We start from the raw sequence: 20,631 nt of genomic DNA, 5'->3' as shown, positions 1-20,631 counted from the left end.
CAAAAGTGACCATAAGCTCTCCTGAATCAGGAGAGCAGATTACCCCCTGGATCTGATTTCAGGCGTTGGGTGTGGATCACTATTGCACCGTTCGTGACACTTGTTGACTGCCTGTGCGGCATCTGGTATCAAGGTGGCGTGAAGCCGGTTCAGGTTCTCATGCGGAACGTTGGAACCTATATCCCCCCGATACCAAAGGCGAAATGTAAGTGACAAAATGCAATGAACACGTTCTCCGTTAACTGAGGAGCATGGTGATAAATAAAGGTAAATGCAGAAGGTGTAGAGTCTCGCAGATTTCTGACATCATAGAGCCTAACATTAGATGCATAACGCTACAGATTGTAGAATCTCTACAGGTGAAATATACACTGGTTGGCGTTTATGTCGCAAAACATGTCATTCAGGTTCATCTCACCAATAAGGATATGAGTGAAGTGGAGGATAAGTGAGTCTGCTGTCAGAGTTTTCTGGTGTATGTCAGTAACTGCAGAACCATGTCTGCTTGATATGGGAGCTTATGGAGGCTCTCTGTACAAGGTTAGGGAGCTAACAAAGCAGGGATAAAAAGTCCGCCTGATGCAGGCACGGTTCGTTAAATCTTTTGCCATTGGTAACAAAATGGTGCGATGAATGTTCAGGCTATCTTTATCTTGATGGTGGTTCAGCTGTTTGGTAAAGAAATCGCTGTAACAATAGAAGAACTGCAGGCAGTACTGGTCCCACATTGTTTGCTCAGTCAACTGGTGAAGTTCCGTAGCGCGTAAATTAATGCTTTGCATGAAACGTTACTGGAGTGGATGAAAGAATACCTGCATATATCATTACTGCGTTGGATTACCAGTACAACAGATTGAATGAACTGGACATGTTGATAGACGGCATTGAAAAGCAGCTTATAAGCATAGTGCGGCAGAGTTAATTGGAGAGCACTTCGCCTTCTGAGTATTAAGTAATCATGGTGGTACCTGCGGATACTATCTATTCACTGTGCTCGGTCGGCAGCCTTACTGACCAAGGAGTTGGGGGAGTTGATAACAAAGTTGAAAAAACAGCTCTCAACCAAGGTGGTTATTGTAACAATAGCAAATAAGCTGGTGTGACCTGTATCACAATAACCGATTATGGACGTAAATACGACAAAAATATGTCAGTATCAGGCGGTATTAATTGCTGATGCTGATGGACATTAACTCTTAATAAAAGGGTGGATGCTGAAAGGTTGTTATGGTGACGGACGTGATGACGACGGAAAAGAGTATGAGGTTTTGGATTTAAAGTTCGTTCGGGGAATAAGGACCCGGTCAGCTAATTCTCATAGTAGTTCGCATTGCTGGATGCAATACTGTGCTGCAATTACTCGTCGATGTCGGAACAACGGAAGCCTTGCAAACGGGGATGTATTCATACAGGTGTTATGTTATATGGGGTTTTATTGCAGGGGGCTATACCAAGAGAATATATGATATCTCATCAGACTGATGTGAGGGTAAATGAGAATAGAGTAAACGAACAAGGTTGTTTTTTGGCGAGGAAGCAGATGTATGACAATTCTTGTGGAGCTGCCAGTTTACTCTGTGCTGCAAAGGAATTAGGGGTTGATAAAATACCACAATACAAAGGGTCTATGTCCGAAATGACAAGGAAGAGTTCTCTTGATTTGGATAATCGTTGTGAGCGGGATTTATACTTAATAACTAGTGGTAATTATAATCCGAGAATACACAAAGATAATATCGCGGATGCCGGTTATTCTATGCCTGATAAGATAGTCATGGCTACGAGGCTTCTTGGATTGAATGCTTATGTCGTTGAAGAAAGTAACATTTTTTCGCAAGTAATTAGTTTTATTTATCCCGATGCAAGGGACTTATTAATTGGCATGGGATGTAATATAGTACATCAACGAGATGTGTTATCTTCTAACCAAAGAGTTTTGGAAGCTGTTGCTGTATCCTTTATTGGAGTTCCTGTCGGCCTCCACTGGGTGTTGTGTAGACCTGATGGAAGCTATATGGATCCAGCTGTAGGAGAAAATTATTCTTGTTTTTCAACTATGGAATTAGGTGCAAGAAGAAGTAATTCTAACTTTATAGGATATACTAAAATAGGTATTTCCATAGTTATAACTAATGAGGCTTTGTAAATTGTCGTTTTTTATCTGTGAAGGAGCTTGAATATTTTGGGGCGGGGGGCATAACAAATGATATTACTGAGTACAAATTTAGCTATATTGGGCGGATTAGTTGTGTGGGAAGATGAAATGTTTCTCTTGAAATAAGTGAACTCCCTCAAGGAATGATTGTGTGCTTAAATATTTAAGTGCTGGTAAGTTTGAGAAGGCTGACATATTTTGCAGAGCAAACAGTGATTGACTTGGATGATATTTTTATTTTAATCACTCGTTGTAATTGGAGTATGCTTTATTTTATTTGAAAATAGATGTATTTTATACCCGCAATTTAAATTGTAAGCCCTATGAGGGGTATGGATATTATAAGTTACTCTTTGACTAAGCATAACTTTTGGGGTTAGAAAAATAAATCTCTTGTTAATAATTAATATGATTTTAAAATCAAACTTGTTTATAATTATAAAATAATGTAAGTCGGTCATTTTATGGGAAGATTAGGAGAATAAAACAGTAATTATATTTGAGAAATCTGCTAATATATTCTTAAAGCTTTTTTGATACTGTGAACGAAGTCTGTTAATGGTGGATTTTTTGTTTATCACCATGTAAAAAAATTGAGTAGTAAAAGCGTTGACTGCTAATCCTCGCTGTTTTTATTGAAACGATTAAAAATACGCTGAATATTTTCGGCCAGTCACTCATCTTCACATAAAATTTTGACCATCATGCCGCATCCCTTAGTTGCACAATTCATTTTCAATGATATGAATATTACTAATTTCACCAGATAATGTTCTCGTGGTCAGCAGGGTATGAGTTTTCACCGTAATTTTAAGGAAACACAGTGCGTGGGGATTGAATAACAGATAGCCGACGGAATTACCCCACCGGCTGAAAGTCAAGTTCAACGAAGATTTTTATTATCTGAATTGGGCAGTTTACATCAGTGTTCGATGTTTATGAAGACGATAGATGGCGAGAAATTATATCTCGAATAGCTTCATCTATTTCTCTCTGAACTGTTTTGTTTATTTTAGATAATGTAAATATTAGAGTTCTGTTTGTTTTATTCTCTTTTCTTTTTATGTAAGTCCGTTTGTCTTTAGAAATAAATAACGAGTCAACTTTTAGCGAAGGGTTTTGCTTTCTGTTTTTGCTTTTCTTTATGATGTTTAAAATTTCTTTTTTATATATGTCCGGGGGCAAATTTGTATCAAGGTCTTTTATTTCTTCCTTTAATATTGGTAGTGTAGAACTAAGAGATTCATTAGCCTTTTCAAGTCCTTTATAATAATTGAATAATATCTTGTAGTCATTAAAGTTAAGTTCTGACGCGATTGGAAATAGAGATATTATTTCCTGTGGAACGCTTGCTGCCTGAAAGGCACGAGTGACTTTCGCGCGAGACAGATTCTCTTTTTTGGCTATGTCTTTATAGGACATCCCTGATACTTTCAGAAAATTAAGACCAATACCAAGTTCTCGGATGCTATGCTCTTTTGCTGTTTGTATATCGTTTGCTAGTTTTCTGGCATCAAGAGTAGATATATATTCTTTTGAATATAGAACTTCAAGATCTGCTCCTGCATATATTGCAGATGCTCTTCTACGAGTGCCATCCAGAATTTCAATTCTACCATCAATCTCCCTTCCTATTACAGGGAAGAATTGTTGTAGCTTTATAGTTTTTATGATATCGGCTAATGATTCTTCTGTTAGGGATTCTTGATCGCGTACATTCGTTTTTTGGTTGACGAAGGTTAAATCTTGGATCCTTTTATGAGGAATCTTGGCTTTGATAAAGGAAACTTTATTACCAGAATGGAGTGTAAACTCTTTCTTTTGGCCTTCCTTTATACTTAACAAGTCGTTGCACAAATCCACCATATCACACCCTGTTTATTCATATTGATTTATATTGACAAAAGTTAAATGCAGTGTGAGCAAGATTGTATGTAACTGTTGATGATAGTCAACGGTAGTCTTAAAAATTACTATTTTAATAGCTGGATTGATGCAATTTATCTTTATTGGATAAAAGAATAATATTCTTGTGGAGCTCTGATGTGAGAGCTCCATAGATGAAAAAATGCTTATCAATTACTATATTGATTTTGTACTATTTTTGACTACAGAAATAAGATCTCCAATAGTAATAATGTGTTCTAATGCAGATTCATCTATACGTAGATTGAACTCAAAACTAATCATATCCAGCATTTCAATCAGAGAAAGAGAATCGGCAGAAAGATCTTCAATAAATTTAGTTTCTTCAGATAGTTTGCTGTACGCTATACCATAGCAAAAGGCCACTATTGATAATATTTTTTCTTTTATCATATTTTAATCCTTATTGATATTCTTTAATACTTTTGATAGGGAAGTGGTTACATCTTTTGCTGCTTTATATATATTATTGTTTTCAGCTGTAATATCATTGTTATTTTTTAAATCAGATATATCATCTGTAAGTAATTCTGCAGAGGTATCGTCAATTTTTGACAATACCTTGCTGAGGGCGCTAGATACTTCTTTTGCCTTTTCATAGATCGCATGATTTTTATCAATTGTATCTGCGTTGGTTTCTGTTACGTAGTTTATTGTATTTGCATCTGTAACTTTTAATTTGTTGTTTATTCTGTGTTCTGTTGTGGATTTTGTAATGTCCTTTGATTTTTCCTGTAACTCTCGTTCTTGTGTTCCTGATTTAGTTCCAATGAGAGATATAAGATTACTTAGGGAGTTTGTTACTTTTTTTGAAGCTTCAAATATCGTTTCCCGTGTTAAATATGTGTCTCCATTTCTTGATAAAAAATCAGTCTGAAGTACTTTTGAATCAGTGTTTGAGTTGAATTTATTGATTTGCGAAGCTACTCTATGAGAAAGAGAAGCGCTACTTTTAGTTGTATCTGATGAGTTATCATTACTGCTTGTCACTCCTTCCGGGTGGAGAGGGGGGGTGGTTGAAGAGTTCTGTATGTTCAGAGGCCTGTGTCCCCGAGAAAGAGAGTTATTTGTAGATCTTTCTTGACTACTCGTAGTTAACAGGTCTGAACCTATTCCATCCGAATTATCTGGAGTATGGTTGAAAACCTTTTCTAAAGCTGAATTATTTGCAAATGTCTGGACAGTATCTGATATAGAGTGTGGTAGAACGGAAGTTACTTTTTGAACTAGTGCTCTTTGTGGATTTAGTAATGAGTTTCCGTTACGGGATAATAGATCGTTTGTCTGAGAAGTAGGAGACTGTGCATCATTTTCTGGGTTCTCGTGATAGCTATTGTCATATACTCTGTTGTCAAAAACTCTATTATCGTAAGTTCTATTATCATTATTTATATGATAGTGAATTACAGGTTGGGATGTTTTCTCATTGGCTCCGGGGGTTGGTCCGCCATCTGGCATATCTTCGGGAGGTGTAGGGAGGCCATCTTGGATAGGATGCGAATCTTTTATATCTTCTAAAATATCATTAAGGACTTTTCTCAACAGCTCAGGAAACACGGCTACTGTATTTAAGTCTCTTGACAGTTTACCTATACCAAATCCTTTACTATCAATAGTATTTTTACGTTGATTGCGCAAACTATCAAAGGCAAGTTTTGCCTGTGCGTCAACTAAATCATCTAGTTTGAGAGATGAAACAGTTTCATTACTTAACTTTAATTCAGCAAGAATATTATTCTTGATAAATGATGATACTTCAGTATTGAGGAGTTTTTGTCCCAATGATAAAGCTTCACCAGATGTGTGTTGTTGTGCTAATAGTGCAAGTCTGTGCTCAATGTTTTGTCGTAATTGATGGAGTTTCTTATTCTTTGCCGACCATGGTCCAAAGGCAGAATCTTGGGATAATTTATCTTTTATAATTAGTTCCGAATACTGTGCGACAATTTTTTGAAGTCCCTTTTCGTTTTCAAAATTAAGATCATTTTGATGTACTAAGGAGTACAAAACATTTGAAAATTCGAGAATCTCGCTTTTGGCATACGCATTCATTGAGTTGGAATAAATGCTTCTTAACACATCTTCTTTCCCTGAGGAAGAAAATAAAAAATCAAGACATTTCTGATTAAAAGACGTTGCAAAGTTTTCTTTTTCAGACACTGATGCTGGTGTTTTTAGAGAAGTTTGCGAACTATGGATATCGGATATTTTGCTTTTTAACTCGCTGTATTCTGTTGATGATGGTGAAGTTGCCTTATATAAGAATGTTGGCGCTTGAGTATTATTTACATTATGCATGGCGCACCTCAGAAATGGAGAAAAAGTTTATCTGTATCTGTACATGAGCTTATTGTACTACTCAAAACCTTTACTAAATTATCAAAAATACTATTGGCATTACTGTATTTTTGAACTAAAGTTTGAAGATTATTTTTCATTGTTTCATCTTCGGCAGAGAATCCGGCATTCCATGCCTGATATTTTGCATTATCTAGCACAACCTCGCCATTTCCACCTAGATTATTTAAGCTTTTTAACATATTGTCTATTGGGGTCATGTTTATATTGACAACATATCCCCCGTTTTTTTCAGATACCTTGCCGATTGTTCCACCTAATTCTGTAAGCCATTTATTTGCTTGTTCCTTACTAACAGTATTATTTGCTGGATATAGCGGTTTATCTTTATATTTTTCCTTGAGCTTTGTCAATTCGTCTTTAAGCGATTTGACTTGTAATTTCACGGAGTTTCCGTCGTTACCTCCGGGAGAGATCCAGCCGGCAAGACTGGAAAGAACAGCGCTAAAATCTTGATACATTTGAGTATATGAACTAACGGCATGTTCATATACTTTCAGATACTGTTCATTAATATTATTGATTGACTTTGCAATTTTATCCCACAGTTCTCTGTGAGATATCATTTCATATCCATCAAGCTCGGCTTCTTTCGGGGCTGAATGTAATAATTCTCTTGCGTCTTTATTAATTGGATATTCTTTCTTGGAAAGAATATCCAATAGTTGAGCGGATTTGTTTACATCCATGCTAATCTGAGATGAATGTAATGCTATTTCTTCTAGCGATGTTTTAGTCAACGTTTTTTGTGAGAGATCTTTCTTTAATGCCTGATTTGTTGTTCTGATATTATGAAGGGTGTCGTTGAGCATAGTAAGGGAACTTACAGGATGAGAACTGGTCGTTGTTTTTATATCAGAATTAACTGTTTCGGTTGATGAACCGTTGGTATTGTTTGGGCTGAATGATGAGGTGGAAATACTATTAGTCAGAGTTGTTATATTCATGGTTATTTCCTTATAGGAAGAGCCATATATTATTATGGCTCTTGGATATATTAAGCTCGAATGTTACCAGCAATCTGACTGGCTGTAGAATTCCTTGATTGGTTGATGTTGTCAATTATATTCAATAATTTTTGTATTAATTGATTTGTCGCTTGGGATGCTTCTTTAGATACTTGGGATGCTTCCTCTGCTTGTTTACTGCTGGCCTGACTGATTAGTTGTTCTTCTTCTTCAAGAGCAGATGTATAACGCCCTCCTGATGTGGATATATTACCAGCAACGGCTGATGTCTCCATTGTTGCACGGCCAATGTTTTGTTTTTGCTGAGCAGAAAGGGTATTGAGCTCGTAAGCTCTTCTCTGGGTGTCAATTTTATCCTGCAAAGAAATATCGGGAGAACTAAGAGAAGTTTTATGTTCAGTTGACAGGGATATATTATCTGGTGCCAGTTTATTTTTACCTAAAATTTTTGTGCTAGAGTTAGTTTGTGGTGAGGTGATATTTGTATCTATTTGTTTATTTAACCCTAATTTAGAACCTGCAAGCTCTTTTTCAAGAGATTGAGCAGTGGCAAGGTTCTTTCTTAAGGCTCCTTTTTGTTCGCTAATCCCTGAATGCGTTTTTTTGGCACCGATACCCGTTATACCTACTTGTGTGACCGCTCCAGTAATGCTTGATGATAGGGCTGCTAGGCCTTGCCGAACAATGTTCTCTGCAGCTGATTTTGTAGCATCGAACGCAATCAATGACAATTGAGAGCCCAATCTAGTTTCTGCAGTGCGGAGAGCAGAAAGTAGAACGGCTACACTAATAATTAAAGAAACAGCATTAGAAGAAAGACTGGAAATATCCAGGGTGTTCTCTGGGGTAATTGTGTGACTCATTTCTGAAAGATCTTTCATCTTTTTGTCAGTAAGGCGAGCAATGATTTCTGAATCATGCTGAACCTGCTCTGATAACTTTAAAAGTTGATCATCATTTAATGTAGTTGTTAATACGGGATTTTTACCGACATTAAGTGGAATATGTGCTGCTAACTGCTGATAATTTTGTGATTTTTGTGTTTCGGAAGAACTTTGAGTTTGTTTTGTAGATATATCTGTATATAAAATCGGGGCTGATTTTGTGTTTTGAATTTCCATAACATTCTCCTTATTTGTATCAAGCAGTAGTTTGTTGCAAAATTGCTTTTGCAACATCAGTTCTATTAGCCTGAGAGTTGGACATTGAGGCTAACAGCTCTGCAATTACTTCCTGCAATTGGCCGAATTTTTCTATTGCGTCACCGATGTATTTTGACAGTTGTTCAACTTGATATTTCGATAATGTCAGGTCTGCTAGATTTTTCGACGCGTTGTTTTGGAAAACAGCAGAAGCGACATTTCCTCCCGCTTGTGTGGCAGAGTTAACACTTTCTCCTAATAAAACTGCTTGGTTTAAATGGGTGGAAATAATTTGTTTGGATATTACTTCATCACCCGCTGCACCAAGAAATTTATTTAATCTGGCAACTGCATTAGTGATTAAATCGTCCAGTTGAGAAGAAAAATTCTTGAGAAACTTTGGTATAAGGTCTGTGAGGGTTTTACCTATTATTTTGCCAATATTCTCTGCAAGTTTTGCTGCTGCCTGTTTACCAACAGTGGCTACGAGAACGACTGCTGCAACCAAGACAAGAGCGCCTGCGATTGCCCCCAGAATAGAGCCAATCATTTTGGCTTTTTTCGAGTCGACGCCCAAGCCTTCGAGCATTTTTGTAAATGCATCTGAAAGGAGTTTGATTAAGGGTTCAATGACTGCTTTCATGATCGGATTCAGGGCTTGTTCCATGAAGGAATTGCCGGTCGCTGCTTGTACTATAGCATCCGTAACCATAAGAGCTAAACCAACAGCTGCCAGTGCTAGAGATGCTCCTCCAGAAAAAGCTGCTGCAACAACACTAACGATAGTTAAAAGTGCCCCAAGTATTTTCCCAACACAACCCATTACTCTGTTGAGTTCTTCTGCTTTACGTACTTCAGCAGCATACTCATCAGATTTTCTCTCCATTTCAGTTTTTCTTGATTCTTGGAGAGACTGGAATAGAGCCAGATCATTTTTTAAAGATTCTTCATTATTTTTTCCAACTAGTTGAATAAAGGTTGCCATCAATTGAGTAACACTGGCAAGTCCGGTTAATGATTTCTGCTGGGTTGATAGCTGTTCAGCAGATGCTGTGTTTGAAAATGCAGAAAAAGAGTCTATTTCTTTTTCGAGTTGCATTGATTTATCTGTAAGTTTGCTATGAATTGACAGAGTTTTCTGCTCAATCAATGTCCTGTCTTTAACTGCTGCGTCTTTTTTGATAGTGAGTTGTATTTCTTCCCGTCTTAATTTTTTATTTTCTGGTGAATCTGGGGCGAGTTCGGATAATCTTGTTTGAATTTGGTTAATTTTATTTTCTAGGTCTTTTATTTTAGAATCTGCGTTTTTTAGTTTATTAATTTGTTTTTCATAGTCTCTGGTTAGTCCTTCAGTTTCAGATAGAAGAGTATTAATTTTATCGGAGAATTCTAGGTTTTTTTGCTGTCTTGCCTGTTGTTGGGACTTCCAGGCAGTAATTTTATTTGTTAATGCAGTTAAAGATTTTTCACCAAGTATTTGAATAAGGTTTCCAATTAAAAGCGTTAGTTGGGAACTTGCATTTAATGACTTTGGTGCTTTAAGTTCAGGGATTAATATATTCGAAGTTGAGTGTGCATTAGTTGTATTAATATTTTTGTTAGCAGCAAGATCAGCAATTGTAAGAGAAAATAATTTGTTAGCTGCATCATTTGCAGCCTGGATAGTATTGTCTCCAAGCTCAGTGGAAGCCAATATTTTGGCAAGAGGCAAACCAGTGGTTGTGGTGCTTACATTATGCATAATAATTACTCCTTGATATCCTGAATTGCGTCTAAGTATGATTGTGCTTTTATTTTTAATTTTTCATCATTGCTGTGTTGAATTACGAGTTCGAAGCACTCTTTGGCTTTCAAGGGGGCTTTCAACCGAAGCTGGCATTGTCCAGTATGGAATACCGGTGTATAGTCATTTTTTCCTAATGCAAAAGCGACAGCATAAAGGTCTGCTGCTTGTTGGAACTGTTCTTTTATCTGATAAATAGCTGCGAGTCCCATAATGTAGTCTACATTGTAAAAGTCGTATATACATAAAAATCTGAAGAAAACTTCAGCTTCCTCTATTCTTCCTTTGTTGTAAAAGTCATAAGCATATGAATAAATGTCATCCATCATATCATCAGGAATTGCATTAATATCTTTCAGTGTAGCGCCAGAGTTAATTGCATCAATTACTGCAGTAGAGATGCTTTCATTTTCAGTGATATTTAAAGACATAAGGTCTCCTTTTTGTCTGCATTACTTTAATAAGTATAAGATTTAATATAAACAGATTTAATTTGTATTGCTTTGACGGTATACAGCCTTTAGAACCTCTGCGCTTATTTCTATTTGTAAAACTTTTGTTGATTCATTAAATATTTTATCGTAGACGGAACTGGATACTAGATTTGTAAGATCCTTCATTTGTGTGTTAAACAAATCCATGTCACTGCTATAACGTTTTAAAATCTTTGCTCTGAGGCCAGATGAGGCAATCTCGTTTAGTGCTGTATGACTGATAGATGTTTGTGCTGATTTTTCATCAAGTTTTATATCCGGGAATTTTTTTTCAATAGCTGCAAATATGTTTTTTTTGTTATCTGAGGTCAAAACAACTCCATTGTGTATGGCCATTTCATCTATACTTCTGTTTATCATTGAAGAGACATAAGAGGTTCGCTCTTGGCTCATCCAACAAAATAGTTGATTCCCCGAATTACTATCTTTTATTTTGTCTATGACGCTGTCCCTGATTTTATTTATATTCACCGGGCATCCAAAATTCTTCTGAGGAAAGCGTTGTTTTAAGTTAAAAACAGATAATATTTTCTTTACAAGCTTATTGTGACTTAACGAATCAAATGATGGGCGAGGAATCGCGAATTCAACCTGTGGAAGTATTTTGTTTAGAATTTGCATGATACCCCCTATATGTTAGTTCACTTCTGAAGTGATGTTTGCAATGGTTAGTTTAATACAAAATAAAAATTCGTACAAAGATTCAATGAGTTCATCAGGTGAAAGATATTTTTTGTAGTGTTTCTTGGTCAAAACACATTGATGAGTATCAGGGAGAAGACAGATAGAAGAACCATAATCTCTACTCAAAGAGTAGTTAAGGATGAGTATGTGTTCTGGATTAATAATATTTTCTGTAAAAAGTTCATGTTCATTAAGAAGTCCGGTCAAAAAGATGTATTCATCATTATCTGTTATACAAACAGGTATTTGTTCTTCGAGCAATATAAAGGCTTGATTTTTATCGTTAAAATCAAGCTTTGCACCTGTTATTTCATAAAGTTTATCATATAGTTTGCGACACATTTCTATGGCCTTCTATATATTAGAATGAGAGTTATTCAATAAAAGCTTATTGACCTGTAATAAGTCGTGAATGTAAAGTTTGGTTCCAAGATCTGGCGATTTAAGAGAATTGTAATAATCAATAGTTTTTATTGACTTTTCGATAATTACTTCTTTTTTATCTGTTGCTCCGGTTTTTAATTCGTTTAATACACGAGACATATTGCTGGGTGCTGATTTTACTAAGTATGAGTGGCAAGCGTTGATGACCGCATCAAAGTCTTCTGAAGATACATTTTCAGTAGGATGTTTGTAAAGTGAAATTGATAAAGGCTTGAATGTTTTTGGGGTGTGGATAAGGTTAATTTTATTGAAACTTTTAAGATAGCTACGTCGTAATTGAGTCAATCTGGAAAGATCAAAATCAGATTCAATATACTTCATTATCTCGTTATAAGACTGATTGAGACTTTCAATGCGTTGCCTAACTTTATTTGCATACGCGTATACATTGTTAGGTGTAGCAACCAATTTAACGTCAGGGAGTGGAAAGTATATTTCAGAATTTCCTGCTTTAAGAACATTAAGTGCCATACCAGCACAGTTTTCAGATTTACTGATTAATTTATAATTTGCCAATTGTCTGAAAGCATCTGCTTTCTTTTGGCATATAAATTTTGACATGTTTGTTTCATCAAGGCCAAAAAGGTTATAGCTGATTTTACCATCCTTTGTTTTATTATCACCTGATAATGGAATGTATACTTTATCAGCACTGACCCCCCAATAACCATAGGGGTCTTTTTTTTGATTAGCTCTGGGAAAAAATATTTTTTTGTTGTTATTTTGATCTTGTTTTGAATTTAATAAGTTTCTAACCTCTTGGCCTGCATCAAGTCTTTCGGCTGTTTGGTCTGAAATCATATTTAGTTTGTCTTGTTTATAGGTATCGACACTGTAACCTGAGCGTTTTTCAAAAAGGTAGTTTATTTCTGTATCTTTTGTAACATTCCCGCCGGGATACCAGCTGAGATAGGTATGAGTTGGTTCCTGTAGTAAATTGTTTTTTATACTGATACTGGTATGCCCTAAATGGGTTATGCCTCTATTTCCCCAGCAACGAAACACTAAATGTCTTTCAAGATTTTTGGCTGTACCGATGCCATGAAAACTCTCTGCGGTATTCAACATTAATTTGATGTCTTTACCTGTAAAAGAATGTTGAATTGAATTTTTGACTGCTTCATAGGCGGCAAACGCACTTTCTGCAGATTTTTCGCTAGCTAATGTCTTGAGGAAAAGCAATAAGGATTTTTGATTCGCTAGTCGATAATTTTTTAGTTGTTCATTTAATATCTGTGAATTTATCTTTGCATTAATAGTGCTTAATGTTCTGAAAAAGAGATCCTTTAGGTTGAATTTCTGTGCTACCAATATAGGTCCATGCTCTGTATCTTCAACGCGTATAGGCCCTTTTGTATTGCTTGCGTCAATGAAATTGCTAATTTTGAGAATCATACTTTATTAACTCTCCATTACGTGGTGATTGTGGGGATGTAAAATGTATTTGATATATAATATATTCAATTAATAAATTTAGAAACTTGAGCCTGTTAACATAATCAAATTTTCTTTTGCTGTACATAATATGTACCTCGTGAGCATATGTAGTGCTGGTTTCATCATGAAATCCCACAAGTTAAAGTGTCTGATATATCAGGCTCGGAGTGTTATAGAAAAAGAGAGAACCCTGTTGAATAAGTATCTTTTTTGTTGTAAAACGAGGTACAAAACTGCAATCAATGCCCCATTTATGACTGAGGATAATTAAATGCACATAACTAATTTGGGATTGCATCAGGTTTCATTTCAAAGCGGAGATTCCTATAAAGGCGCAGAAGAAACCGGAAACCAAAAAGGTGTAAGCGTGATTTCATATCAAAGAGTTAAAAATGGAGAGAGAAATAAGGGGGTCGAAGCGCTTAATCGATTATATTTACAGAACCAAACAAGCTTAACAGGGAAAGGCCTTTTGTTTGCGCGTGACAGAGCTGCAGTTTTTTACGAGGCAATAAAGTTGGCAGGTGGTGATACGTCAAAAATTAAAGCCATGATGGAACAATTAGATACCTATAAACTTGGTGAAGTTGATAAAAGAAATATTAATGAGCTTAATAAAGTAATAAGTGAAGAGATAAGAGCACAGCTAGGCATTAAAAATAAAAAGGAATTGCAATCGGAAATAAAACAAATATTTACTAATTATTTAAATAATAAGAATTGGGAACCGATCAACAAAAATATTAATTATAATGGGAAAAATTATGGTTTTCAATTAACACCCGCCTCTCATATGAAGATAGGGAATAAAAATATATTTGTCAAAGAGTATAATGGAAAAGGAATTTGTTGTGCTTCTACGAGAGAGAGTAAGCATATTGCGAATATGTGGCTTTCAAAAGTGGTGGATGACGAGGGGAAGGAAATTTTTTCGGGTATCAGACATGGAGTTATATCAGCCTATGGATTGAAAAAAAACTCATCTGAAAGAGCTGTTGCAGCTCGTAATAAAGCTGAGGAGTTAGCAAGCGCAGCATTATATAGCAGACAAGAATTATTATCACAGGCTTTGTCTGGTAAAACAGTAGATTTAAAGATTGTTTCGACTTCTCTTCTGACGCCGACCAGTTTAACTGGGGGAGAGGAGAGTATGTTAAAAGATCAGGTAAAGGCATTAAAAGAGTTAAACTCTAAAAGGGGGGAACCAACGAAATTATTAATTCGGAATAGTGATGGTCTTCTGCAAGAAGTAAAGGTTAATCTAAAAGTGGTGACATTTAACTTTGGTGTAAATGAATTAGCGCTAAAAATGGGCTTAGGCTGGAGGAATGTTGACAAGCTTAATGGTGAATCAATATGTTCTTTGTTGGGGGATAATTTCCTCAAAAATGGTGTGATTGGAGGTTGGGCTGCAGAAGCTATAGAAAAAAATCCACCATGTAAGAATGATGTGATATATCTGGCTAACCAGATAAAAGAGATTCTAAACAAGAAGTTACAAAAAAATGATAATGGAGAGCCGTATAAATTGTCACAAAGAATGGCTCTATTGGCTTATACTATAGGTGCTGTACCTTGCTGGAATTGTAAGAGTGGGAAGGACAGAACAGGTATGCAGGATGCTGAAATTAAAAGAGAAATAATAAGAAAACATGAAACAGGGCAGTTTTCTCAATTAAATAGTAAATTATCCTCAGAAGAGAAAAGATTATTTTCTACTATTCTAATGAATAGTGGTAATATGGAAATCCAAGAGATGAATACTGGTGTGCCTGGAAATAAAGTTATGAAAAAATTACCGCTATCTTCGTTAGAGCTGTCTTATGCTGAAAGAATAGGGGACCCCAAAATATGGAATATGGTGAAAGGGTATTCGTCATTTGTATAAGAGGAATATATGGAAGATTTAGCAGATGTTATTTGCCGAGCCTTGGGTATCCCTTCAATTGATACCGATGATCAAGCAATCATGCTTGATGATGATGTGTTAATATATATTGAAAAAGAAGGAGATTCAATAAATTTATTATGCCCTTTTTGTGCATTGCCTGAAAATATAAATGATCTTATATATGCGTTGAGCCTAAATTACTCAGAAAAGATATGTTTAGCTACTGATGATGAAGGTGGAAGTCTAATTGCGCGATTAGATCTTACCGGGATAAATGAATTCGAGGATATATATGTTAATACAGAATATTATATTTCGCGTGTGCGTTGGCTGAAGGATGAATTTGCGCGAAGAATGAAGGGGTATTAATGTCCCGTTTCGTATTTATTTTTCTGTGTTTTATCCCATATTTAGGGAGAGCTGATTGTTGGGATAAGGCTGGTGAAAGGTACAACATTCCATCGAGTTTGTTAAAAGCGATTGCGGAAAAAGAATCCGGATTTAATAAATTTGCAGTCAATGTTAATAACAATGGAAGTAAAGATTATGGTATAATGCAAATAAATGACTTTCATTCTAAAAGACTTAGAGAAATGGGATATACTGAGGAAATGCTAATTAGTCATCCATGTCTTTCTGTACATTATGCAGCAAAGTTATTAAATGAGTTTATGCTGATGTATGGAAGAGGGTGGGAGGCTGTTGGTGCCTATAATGCAGGAACATCTCCGAAAAAGAAAAAAGAAAGATTAAAGTACGCAGAGGATATCTATAAACGCTATTTGCGGATAGCAGCAGAGAGCAAGCAGAATAATCGAAGGATATAAGAGGATTTATGTCTGAGGCAAAGAACTCAAATCTTGCACCATTCAGGTTATTAGTGAAACTCACAAACGGTGTCGGGGATGAGTTTCCGTTATATTATGGGAATAACTTAATTGTTCTCGGACGGACGATAGAAACACTTGAGTTTGGAAACGATAATTTCCCAGAAAATATTATTCCAGTAACAGATAGTAAATCGGATGGTATAATTTATTTGGCCATAAGTAAAGATAATATCTGTCAATTTAGTGATGAAAAAGGTGAACAAATTGATATCAATTCACAATTTAACTCATTTGAATATGACGGAGTTTCTTTTCAACTTAAAAATATGATGGAGGATAAATCGAGAGTTCATATACTAAACGGAATGTATAATAAACCCTCGGTGTTTTTTTTCTTTGCTGTTATTGTTGTGTTAATTATAATTTTTTCCCTCTCTTTAAAGAAAGATGAAGTAAAAGAAATTGCTGAAATTATAGATGATAAGAGATATGGAATAGTCAACACAGGACAGTGCAATTATATTCTTGCCGAAACACAAAATGATGCGGTATGGGCATCTGTAGCCTTAAATAAAAGCGGATTTACCAAATGCAGATATATTCTGGTGTCCAACAAAGAAATAAATAGAATTCAACAATATATCAATCAACGATTCCCATATATCAATTTGTATGTGTTGAATTTAGTGAGTGATAAAGCGGAATTACTGGTATTTTTAAGTAAAGAAAGAAATAGTTCAAAAGATACCGAACTTGAGAAATTGAAAAATGCTCTGATAGTTGAATTTCCGTATATCAAAAATATTAAATTCAACTATCTTAGCGATCATAATGCAAGGGAGGATGCTAAAGGTATTTTCACAAAGGTAAATGTCCAGTATAAAGAGATTTGTGAAACTAATAAAGTTACATATTCTGTCAGAGAAGAACTGACAGATGAAAAGCTTGAGCTCATTAATAGACTGATTTCTGATCATAAAAATGTATATGGAGATCAGTATATTGAGTTTTCTGTACTTTTGATAGATGATGATTTTAAAGGTAAATCATATCTTAACAGCAAAGACAGTTATGTAATGTTGAATGATAAACACTGGTTTTTTTTAGATAAAAATAAGTGAGGATAAAATGAGTGTTACAGTACCGGATAAAGATTGGACTCTGAGTTCATTATCTGAAACTTTTGATGATGGAACTCAAACATTACAAGGGCAACTAACATTGGCACTAAATGCATTAGCTGAAAATCCTTCGAATCCACAGTTGCTGGCTGAATACCAAAGTAAATTATCTGAATATACATTATATAGGAACGCGCAATCTAATACTGTGAAAGTGATTAAGGATGTTGATGCTGCAATTATTCAAAACTTCAGATAATAGGGAGCATTCATGAATTACATTTATCCAGTCAATCAGGTTGATATTATCAAAGCCAGTGATTTTCAATCTCAAGAGATATCAAGCCTGGAAGACGTCGTGTCGGCTAAATATAGTGATATTAAGATGGATACAGATATTCAAGTATCACAAATAATGGAGATGGTAAGCCATCCAGAATCATTAAACCCAGAATCTTTGGCCAAGTTACAGACGACGCTCTCAAATTATTCAATAGGAGTATCATTAGCTGGCACGTTAGCAAGAAAAACAGTTTCGGCTGTTGAAACTTTATTAAAGTCTTAATTTATATGATTAGGTATAAATGTTTTATTTTATTCTTGTTGCTGATGTTGATTGGATGTGAGCAACGTGAAGAGTTAATTTCTAATTTATCTCAAAGACAGGCAAATGAAATAATATCTGTGCTAGAACGCCATAATATTACTGCTAGAAAAGTTGATGGAGGTAAACAGGGGATCTCGGTACAAGTCGAAAAGGGGACATTTGCATCGGCAGTTGATTTGATGCGCATGTACGATTTGCCAAATCCGGAGAGAGTTGATATCTCACAAATGTTTCCTACAGATTCATTAGTGTCTTCTCCAAGAGCTGAAAAGGCCCGTTTATATAGTGCTATTGAGCAACGGCTGGAACAGTCTTTAGTTTCTATTGGTGGTGTTATTTCGGCAAAAATACATGTTAGCTATGATCTTGAAGAAAAAAATATATCTTCAAAACCGATGCATATATCAGTAATCGCTATATATGACTCACCGAAAGAGTCTGAACTATTAGTTAGTAATATTAAGCGATTTTTGAAAAACACCTTTTCTGATGTTAAGTATGAAAATATATCTGTCATATTAACTCCGAAAGAAGAATATGTTTATACAAATGTACAACCTGTTAAGGAAATTAAATCGGAATTTTTAACAAATGAAGTAATATATGTATTTCTCGGGATGGCTGTACTAGTTGTCATTCTTTTGGTATGGGCATTCAAAACAGGGGGGTTCAAGAGAAACAAAATATGATAAGAATGGATGGAATTTATAAAAAATATCTTTCAATAATTTTTGATCCAGCGTTCTATATAAATAGAAATCGGTTGAATTTGCCTTCTGAACTGTTAGAAAATGGCGTAATCAGAAGTGAGATTAATAATCTCATAATTAACAAATATGATCTAAATTGCGATATTGAACCTTTAAGCGGGGTAACCGCTATGTTTGTTGCCAACTGGAATTTACTTCCAGCTGTTGCTTATTTTATCGGTAGTCAAGAGTCTCGGTTAATTAATCATAGTGAGATGGTTATTAGTTATTATGGGGGCAAAATCAGTAAGCAAGGGGAGGCCGCTATTCGAAGTGGTTTTTGGCATCTTATTGAGTGGAAGGAAAATATATCTGTTGGTATATATGAAAGAATAAACTTATTATTTAATCCAATTGCTTTGGAGGGAAATTATACGCCTGTAGAAAGAAATTTGTCCCGATTAAATGAAGGTATGCAATATGCAAAAAGGCACTTTACCGGTATCCAGACATCATGCCTATGATGGTGTTGTTATAAAGAGAATTGAAAAGGAATTATGTAAAACCATAAAAGATAGAGACACTGAGAGTAAGAAGAAAGCAATTTGTGTTATAAAGGATGCTACGAAAAAAGCTGAATCACTGCGTATAGATGCTGTATGCGATGGTTATCAAATTGGTATACAGACTGCTTTTGAGCATATTATTGACTATATTTGTGAATGGAAGTTAAAGCAAAATGAAAACAGAAGAAATATTGAGGACTATATAACTAGTTTGCTTTCAGAAAATTTACATGATGAGAGGATCATTAGCACTTTATTGGAGCAGTGGCTTAGTTCGTTGCGTAATACAGTAACAGAATTAAAAGTGGTTTTGCCCAAGTGTAATTTAGCACTGAGGAAAAAGTTAGAACTTGATCTCCATAAATATCGCTCAGATGTCAAGATTATTTTAAAATATTCTGAAGGGAATAATTATATATTCTGTAGTGGTAATCAAGTAGTGGAGTTTAGTCCTCAGGATGTAATATCAGGTGTTAAAATAGAACTTGCGGAAAAATTAACAAAAAATGATAAAAAATATTTCAAAGAGTTAGCACATAAGAAACTGAGACAAATTGCAGAAGACTTGTTAAAAGAGAATCCTGTTAATGATTAATCAAATAAATGCAAGCAATGCTCTGCAGCAAAGATTAAATAGTGAAGAATTTGTTAATTTAAATGAGAGATTATCATCTTCGCAATCATTTGATGAGAATATAATCTATGAAATAATGCAATATTTCTCACAGAGTGAATTAAATTCCATAGATAATGATGAACTGCACAATAAGATTGAACAATTATTCAATTCACGTTTTCCTTATCTTACAGCTGCACAAAAAAGTTCACTTCTTAATAAACTCATAGATGCAAATCAATATGTCGATTTGCATGAGGGATTTTATGCATCATTGTCCATATATAACAATATTGATTTCTATATTAAGACTACAACCTTCGATTCATTAATTAGTGTCTTTGATGCAGGGAGAGAGGCAGATGATTCGACATGGTAGTAATAAGTTGAAAATATTTATTTTAAGTATATTGCTATTAACACTGAGTGGGTGTGCTTTAAAGTCATCATCTAATTCTGAAAAAGAATGGCATATTGTTCCTGTAAGTAAGGATTATTTTTCTATTCCAAATGATTTATTATGGTCGTTTAATACAACCAATAAAAGTATAAATGTTTACTCTAAATGTATTAGTGGTAAGGCGGTTTATAGTTTTAATGCAGGTAAATTCATGGGCAACTTTAATGTTAAGGAAGTAGATGGGTGCTTCATGGATGCACAAAAGATAGCTATAGATAAACTATTTTCTATGCTGAAAGACGGGGTTGTTTTAAAAGGTAATAAGATAAATGATACCATCCTTATAGAGAAGGATGGGGAAGTTAAATTAAAATTAATTCGAGGGATATAATTGTATTGTGAGTAAATATAAAGGTCTAAATACAAGTAATATGTTTTACATTTACTCTAGTGGACATAAACCAGTTAACGTTGAGCTTGTAAAAGATAAAGAACGTAACATAATTGAGCTGGCTCCAGC

Annotated in this window: 22 protein-coding genes and 1 pseudogene; 13 read left to right on the top strand and 10 right to left on the bottom strand. The window is 35.0% G+C overall.

Annotation, left to right across the window (positions count from 1 at the left end; translation table 11 throughout):
- Positions 1 to 359 precede the first annotated feature (359 nt).
- Together BHE85_RS27450 and ipaJ are read left to right on the top strand one after the other, a co-directional pair.
- Positions 360 to 1,170 (top strand): annotated as a pseudogene (locus BHE85_RS27450) (transposase).
- Between the two features lie 196 nt (positions 1,171 to 1,366).
- Positions 1,367 to 2,146 (top strand): type III secretion system effector cysteine protease IpaJ, encoded by a 780-nt coding sequence (gene ipaJ / locus BHE85_RS11570; protein WP_005059304.1) that lies wholly within the window; start codon positions 1,367 to 1,369, stop codon positions 2,144 to 2,146.
- Positions 2,147 to 3,091: 945 nt separating this feature from the next.
- On the opposite strand, the gene virB is transcribed toward ipaJ, so the two are convergent.
- The 10 genes from virB to icsB all read right to left on the bottom strand — a co-directional run bounded on the left by virB (position 3,092) and on the right by icsB (position 13,349).
- A complete protein-coding gene (gene virB, locus BHE85_RS11565; RefSeq protein WP_000227976.1) occupies positions 3,092 to 4,021 on the bottom strand; it encodes a virulence regulon transcriptional activator VirB in 930 nt (309 codons plus the stop codon).
- 216 nt (positions 4,022 to 4,237) lie between these two features.
- Positions 4,238 to 4,474 carry a phosphopantetheine-binding protein gene (locus BHE85_RS11560; protein ID WP_000588812.1) on the bottom strand — a complete coding sequence of 79 codons (237 nt, stop codon included), beginning with the start codon at positions 4,472 to 4,474 and terminating at the stop codon, positions 4,238 to 4,240.
- Positions 4,475 to 4,477: 3 nt separating this feature from the next.
- The gene (gene ipaA, locus BHE85_RS11555; RefSeq protein ID WP_039064396.1) at positions 4,478 to 6,379 is read right to left on the bottom strand and encodes a T3SS effector invasin IpaA; all 1,902 of its coding nucleotides are present in this window, start codon (positions 6,377 to 6,379) and stop codon (positions 4,478 to 4,480) included.
- A gap of 8 nt (positions 6,380 to 6,387) precedes the next feature.
- Positions 6,388 to 7,386 (bottom strand): type III secretion system needle tip complex protein IpaD, encoded by a 999-nt coding sequence (ipaD, locus tag BHE85_RS11550; protein WP_039064397.1) that lies wholly within the window; start codon positions 7,384 to 7,386, stop codon positions 6,388 to 6,390.
- A gap of 50 nt (positions 7,387 to 7,436) precedes the next feature.
- Positions 7,437 to 8,585 (bottom strand): T3SS translocon subunit IpaC, encoded by a 1,149-nt coding sequence (ipaC, locus tag BHE85_RS11545; RefSeq protein ID WP_073692126.1) that lies wholly within the window; start codon positions 8,583 to 8,585, stop codon positions 7,437 to 7,439.
- The gene (gene ipaB / locus BHE85_RS11540; RefSeq protein WP_000552058.1) at positions 8,548 to 10,290 is read right to left on the bottom strand and encodes a type III secretion system translocon subunit IpaB; all 1,743 of its coding nucleotides are present in this window, start codon (positions 10,288 to 10,290) and stop codon (positions 8,548 to 8,550) included. Before ipaB ends, ipaC begins: the two co-directional genes overlap by 38 nt.
- Positions 10,291 to 10,295: 5 nt before the next feature.
- The gene (gene ipgC, locus BHE85_RS11535; RefSeq protein WP_000055835.1) at positions 10,296 to 10,763 is read right to left on the bottom strand and encodes a SycD/LcrH family type III secretion system chaperone IpgC; all 468 of its coding nucleotides are present in this window, start codon (positions 10,761 to 10,763) and stop codon (positions 10,296 to 10,298) included.
- Positions 10,764 to 10,820: 57 nt separating this feature from the next.
- Complete coding sequence (gene ipgB1 / locus BHE85_RS11530) at positions 10,821 to 11,447, bottom strand: type III secretion effector IpgB1 (RefSeq protein ID WP_001166515.1); 627 nt, start codon at positions 11,445 to 11,447, stop codon at positions 10,821 to 10,823.
- 15 nt (positions 11,448 to 11,462) lie between these two features.
- Positions 11,463 to 11,852: a type III secretion system chaperone IpgA gene (gene ipgA, locus BHE85_RS11525; RefSeq protein WP_010921664.1), complete on the bottom strand. Its 390-nt coding sequence runs from the start codon at positions 11,850 to 11,852 to the stop codon at positions 11,463 to 11,465.
- 12 nt (positions 11,853 to 11,864) lie between these two features.
- Positions 11,865 to 13,349 (bottom strand): type III secretion system effector IcsB, encoded by a 1,485-nt coding sequence (icsB, locus tag BHE85_RS11520; protein WP_000601049.1) that lies wholly within the window; start codon positions 13,347 to 13,349, stop codon positions 11,865 to 11,867.
- 313 nt (positions 13,350 to 13,662) lie between these two features.
- Here icsB and BHE85_RS11510 point away from each other — a divergent pair, with 313 nt between their 5' ends.
- The 11 genes from BHE85_RS11510 to mxiM (BHE85_RS11460) are packed head-to-tail and all read left to right on the top strand — an operon-like array spanning position 13,663 to position 20,502.
- Complete coding sequence (locus BHE85_RS11510; protein ID WP_000548331.1) at positions 13,663 to 15,279, top strand: type III secretion system effector inositol phosphate phosphatase; 1,617 nt, start codon at positions 13,663 to 13,665, stop codon at positions 15,277 to 15,279.
- Positions 15,280 to 15,288: 9 nt separating this feature from the next.
- Positions 15,289 to 15,651 carry a type III secretion system chaperone IpgE gene (ipgE, locus tag BHE85_RS11505; RefSeq protein ID WP_000389733.1) on the top strand — a complete coding sequence of 121 codons (363 nt, stop codon included), beginning with the start codon at positions 15,289 to 15,291 and terminating at the stop codon, positions 15,649 to 15,651.
- The gene (ipgF, locus tag BHE85_RS11500) at positions 15,651 to 16,109 is read left to right on the top strand and encodes a type III secretion system lytic transglycosylase IpgF (protein WP_000086106.1); all 459 of its coding nucleotides are present in this window, start codon (positions 15,651 to 15,653) and stop codon (positions 16,107 to 16,109) included. Before ipgE ends, ipgF begins: the two co-directional genes overlap by 1 nt.
- An 8-nt stretch (positions 16,110 to 16,117) precedes the next feature.
- Complete coding sequence (mxiG, locus tag BHE85_RS11495; RefSeq protein ID WP_001287351.1) at positions 16,118 to 17,233, top strand: type III secretion system protein MxiG; 1,116 nt, start codon at positions 16,118 to 16,120, stop codon at positions 17,231 to 17,233.
- A gap of 7 nt (positions 17,234 to 17,240) precedes the next feature.
- Positions 17,241 to 17,492, top strand: coding sequence for a type III secretion system needle complex protein (locus BHE85_RS11490; protein ID WP_039064401.1), 252 nt, complete (start codon positions 17,241 to 17,243; stop codon positions 17,490 to 17,492).
- Positions 17,493 to 17,504: 12 nt separating this feature from the next.
- Positions 17,505 to 17,798 carry a type III secretion system inner rod protein MxiI gene (gene mxiI, locus BHE85_RS11485; RefSeq protein ID WP_001106822.1) on the top strand — a complete coding sequence of 98 codons (294 nt, stop codon included), beginning with the start codon at positions 17,505 to 17,507 and terminating at the stop codon, positions 17,796 to 17,798.
- 5 nt (positions 17,799 to 17,803) lie between these two features.
- The gene (gene mxiJ / locus BHE85_RS11480; protein WP_039064402.1) at positions 17,804 to 18,529 is read left to right on the top strand and encodes a SctJ family type III secretion inner membrane ring lipoprotein Mxi; all 726 of its coding nucleotides are present in this window, start codon (positions 17,804 to 17,806) and stop codon (positions 18,527 to 18,529) included.
- Entirely contained in the window at positions 18,526 to 19,053 is a 528-nt protein-coding gene (locus tag BHE85_RS11475) for a type III secretion apparatus protein OrgA/MxiK (protein ID WP_000620628.1), read from the top strand. Before mxiJ ends, BHE85_RS11475 begins: the two co-directional genes overlap by 4 nt.
- Entirely contained in the window at positions 18,995 to 19,690 is a 696-nt protein-coding gene (gene mxiN / locus BHE85_RS11470; RefSeq protein WP_011310390.1) for an Mxi-Spa type III secretion system linker protein MxiN, read from the top strand. The genes BHE85_RS11475 and mxiN overlap by 59 nt, the downstream gene beginning before the upstream one ends.
- Positions 19,683 to 20,090: a type III secretion system protein MxiM gene (gene mxiM, locus BHE85_RS11465; protein ID WP_039064403.1), complete on the top strand. Its 408-nt coding sequence runs from the start codon at positions 19,683 to 19,685 to the stop codon at positions 20,088 to 20,090. Before mxiN ends, mxiM (BHE85_RS11465) begins: the two co-directional genes overlap by 8 nt.
- A complete protein-coding gene (gene mxiM, locus BHE85_RS11460) occupies positions 20,074 to 20,502 on the top strand; it encodes a type III secretion system pilotin MxiM (RefSeq protein WP_001346200.1) in 429 nt (142 codons plus the stop codon). The genes mxiM (BHE85_RS11465) and mxiM (BHE85_RS11460) overlap by 17 nt, the downstream gene beginning before the upstream one ends.
- Positions 20,503 to 20,631 lie beyond the last annotated feature (129 nt).

It is taken from the genome of Shigella sp. FC1567 (assembly GCF_001743015.1).
Classification (GTDB): Bacteria; Pseudomonadota; Gammaproteobacteria; order Enterobacterales; family Enterobacteriaceae; genus Escherichia; species Escherichia coli.
Note: the sequence above shows the minus strand (reverse complement) of the source record. Positions and strands in the feature narration are given on the sequence as shown.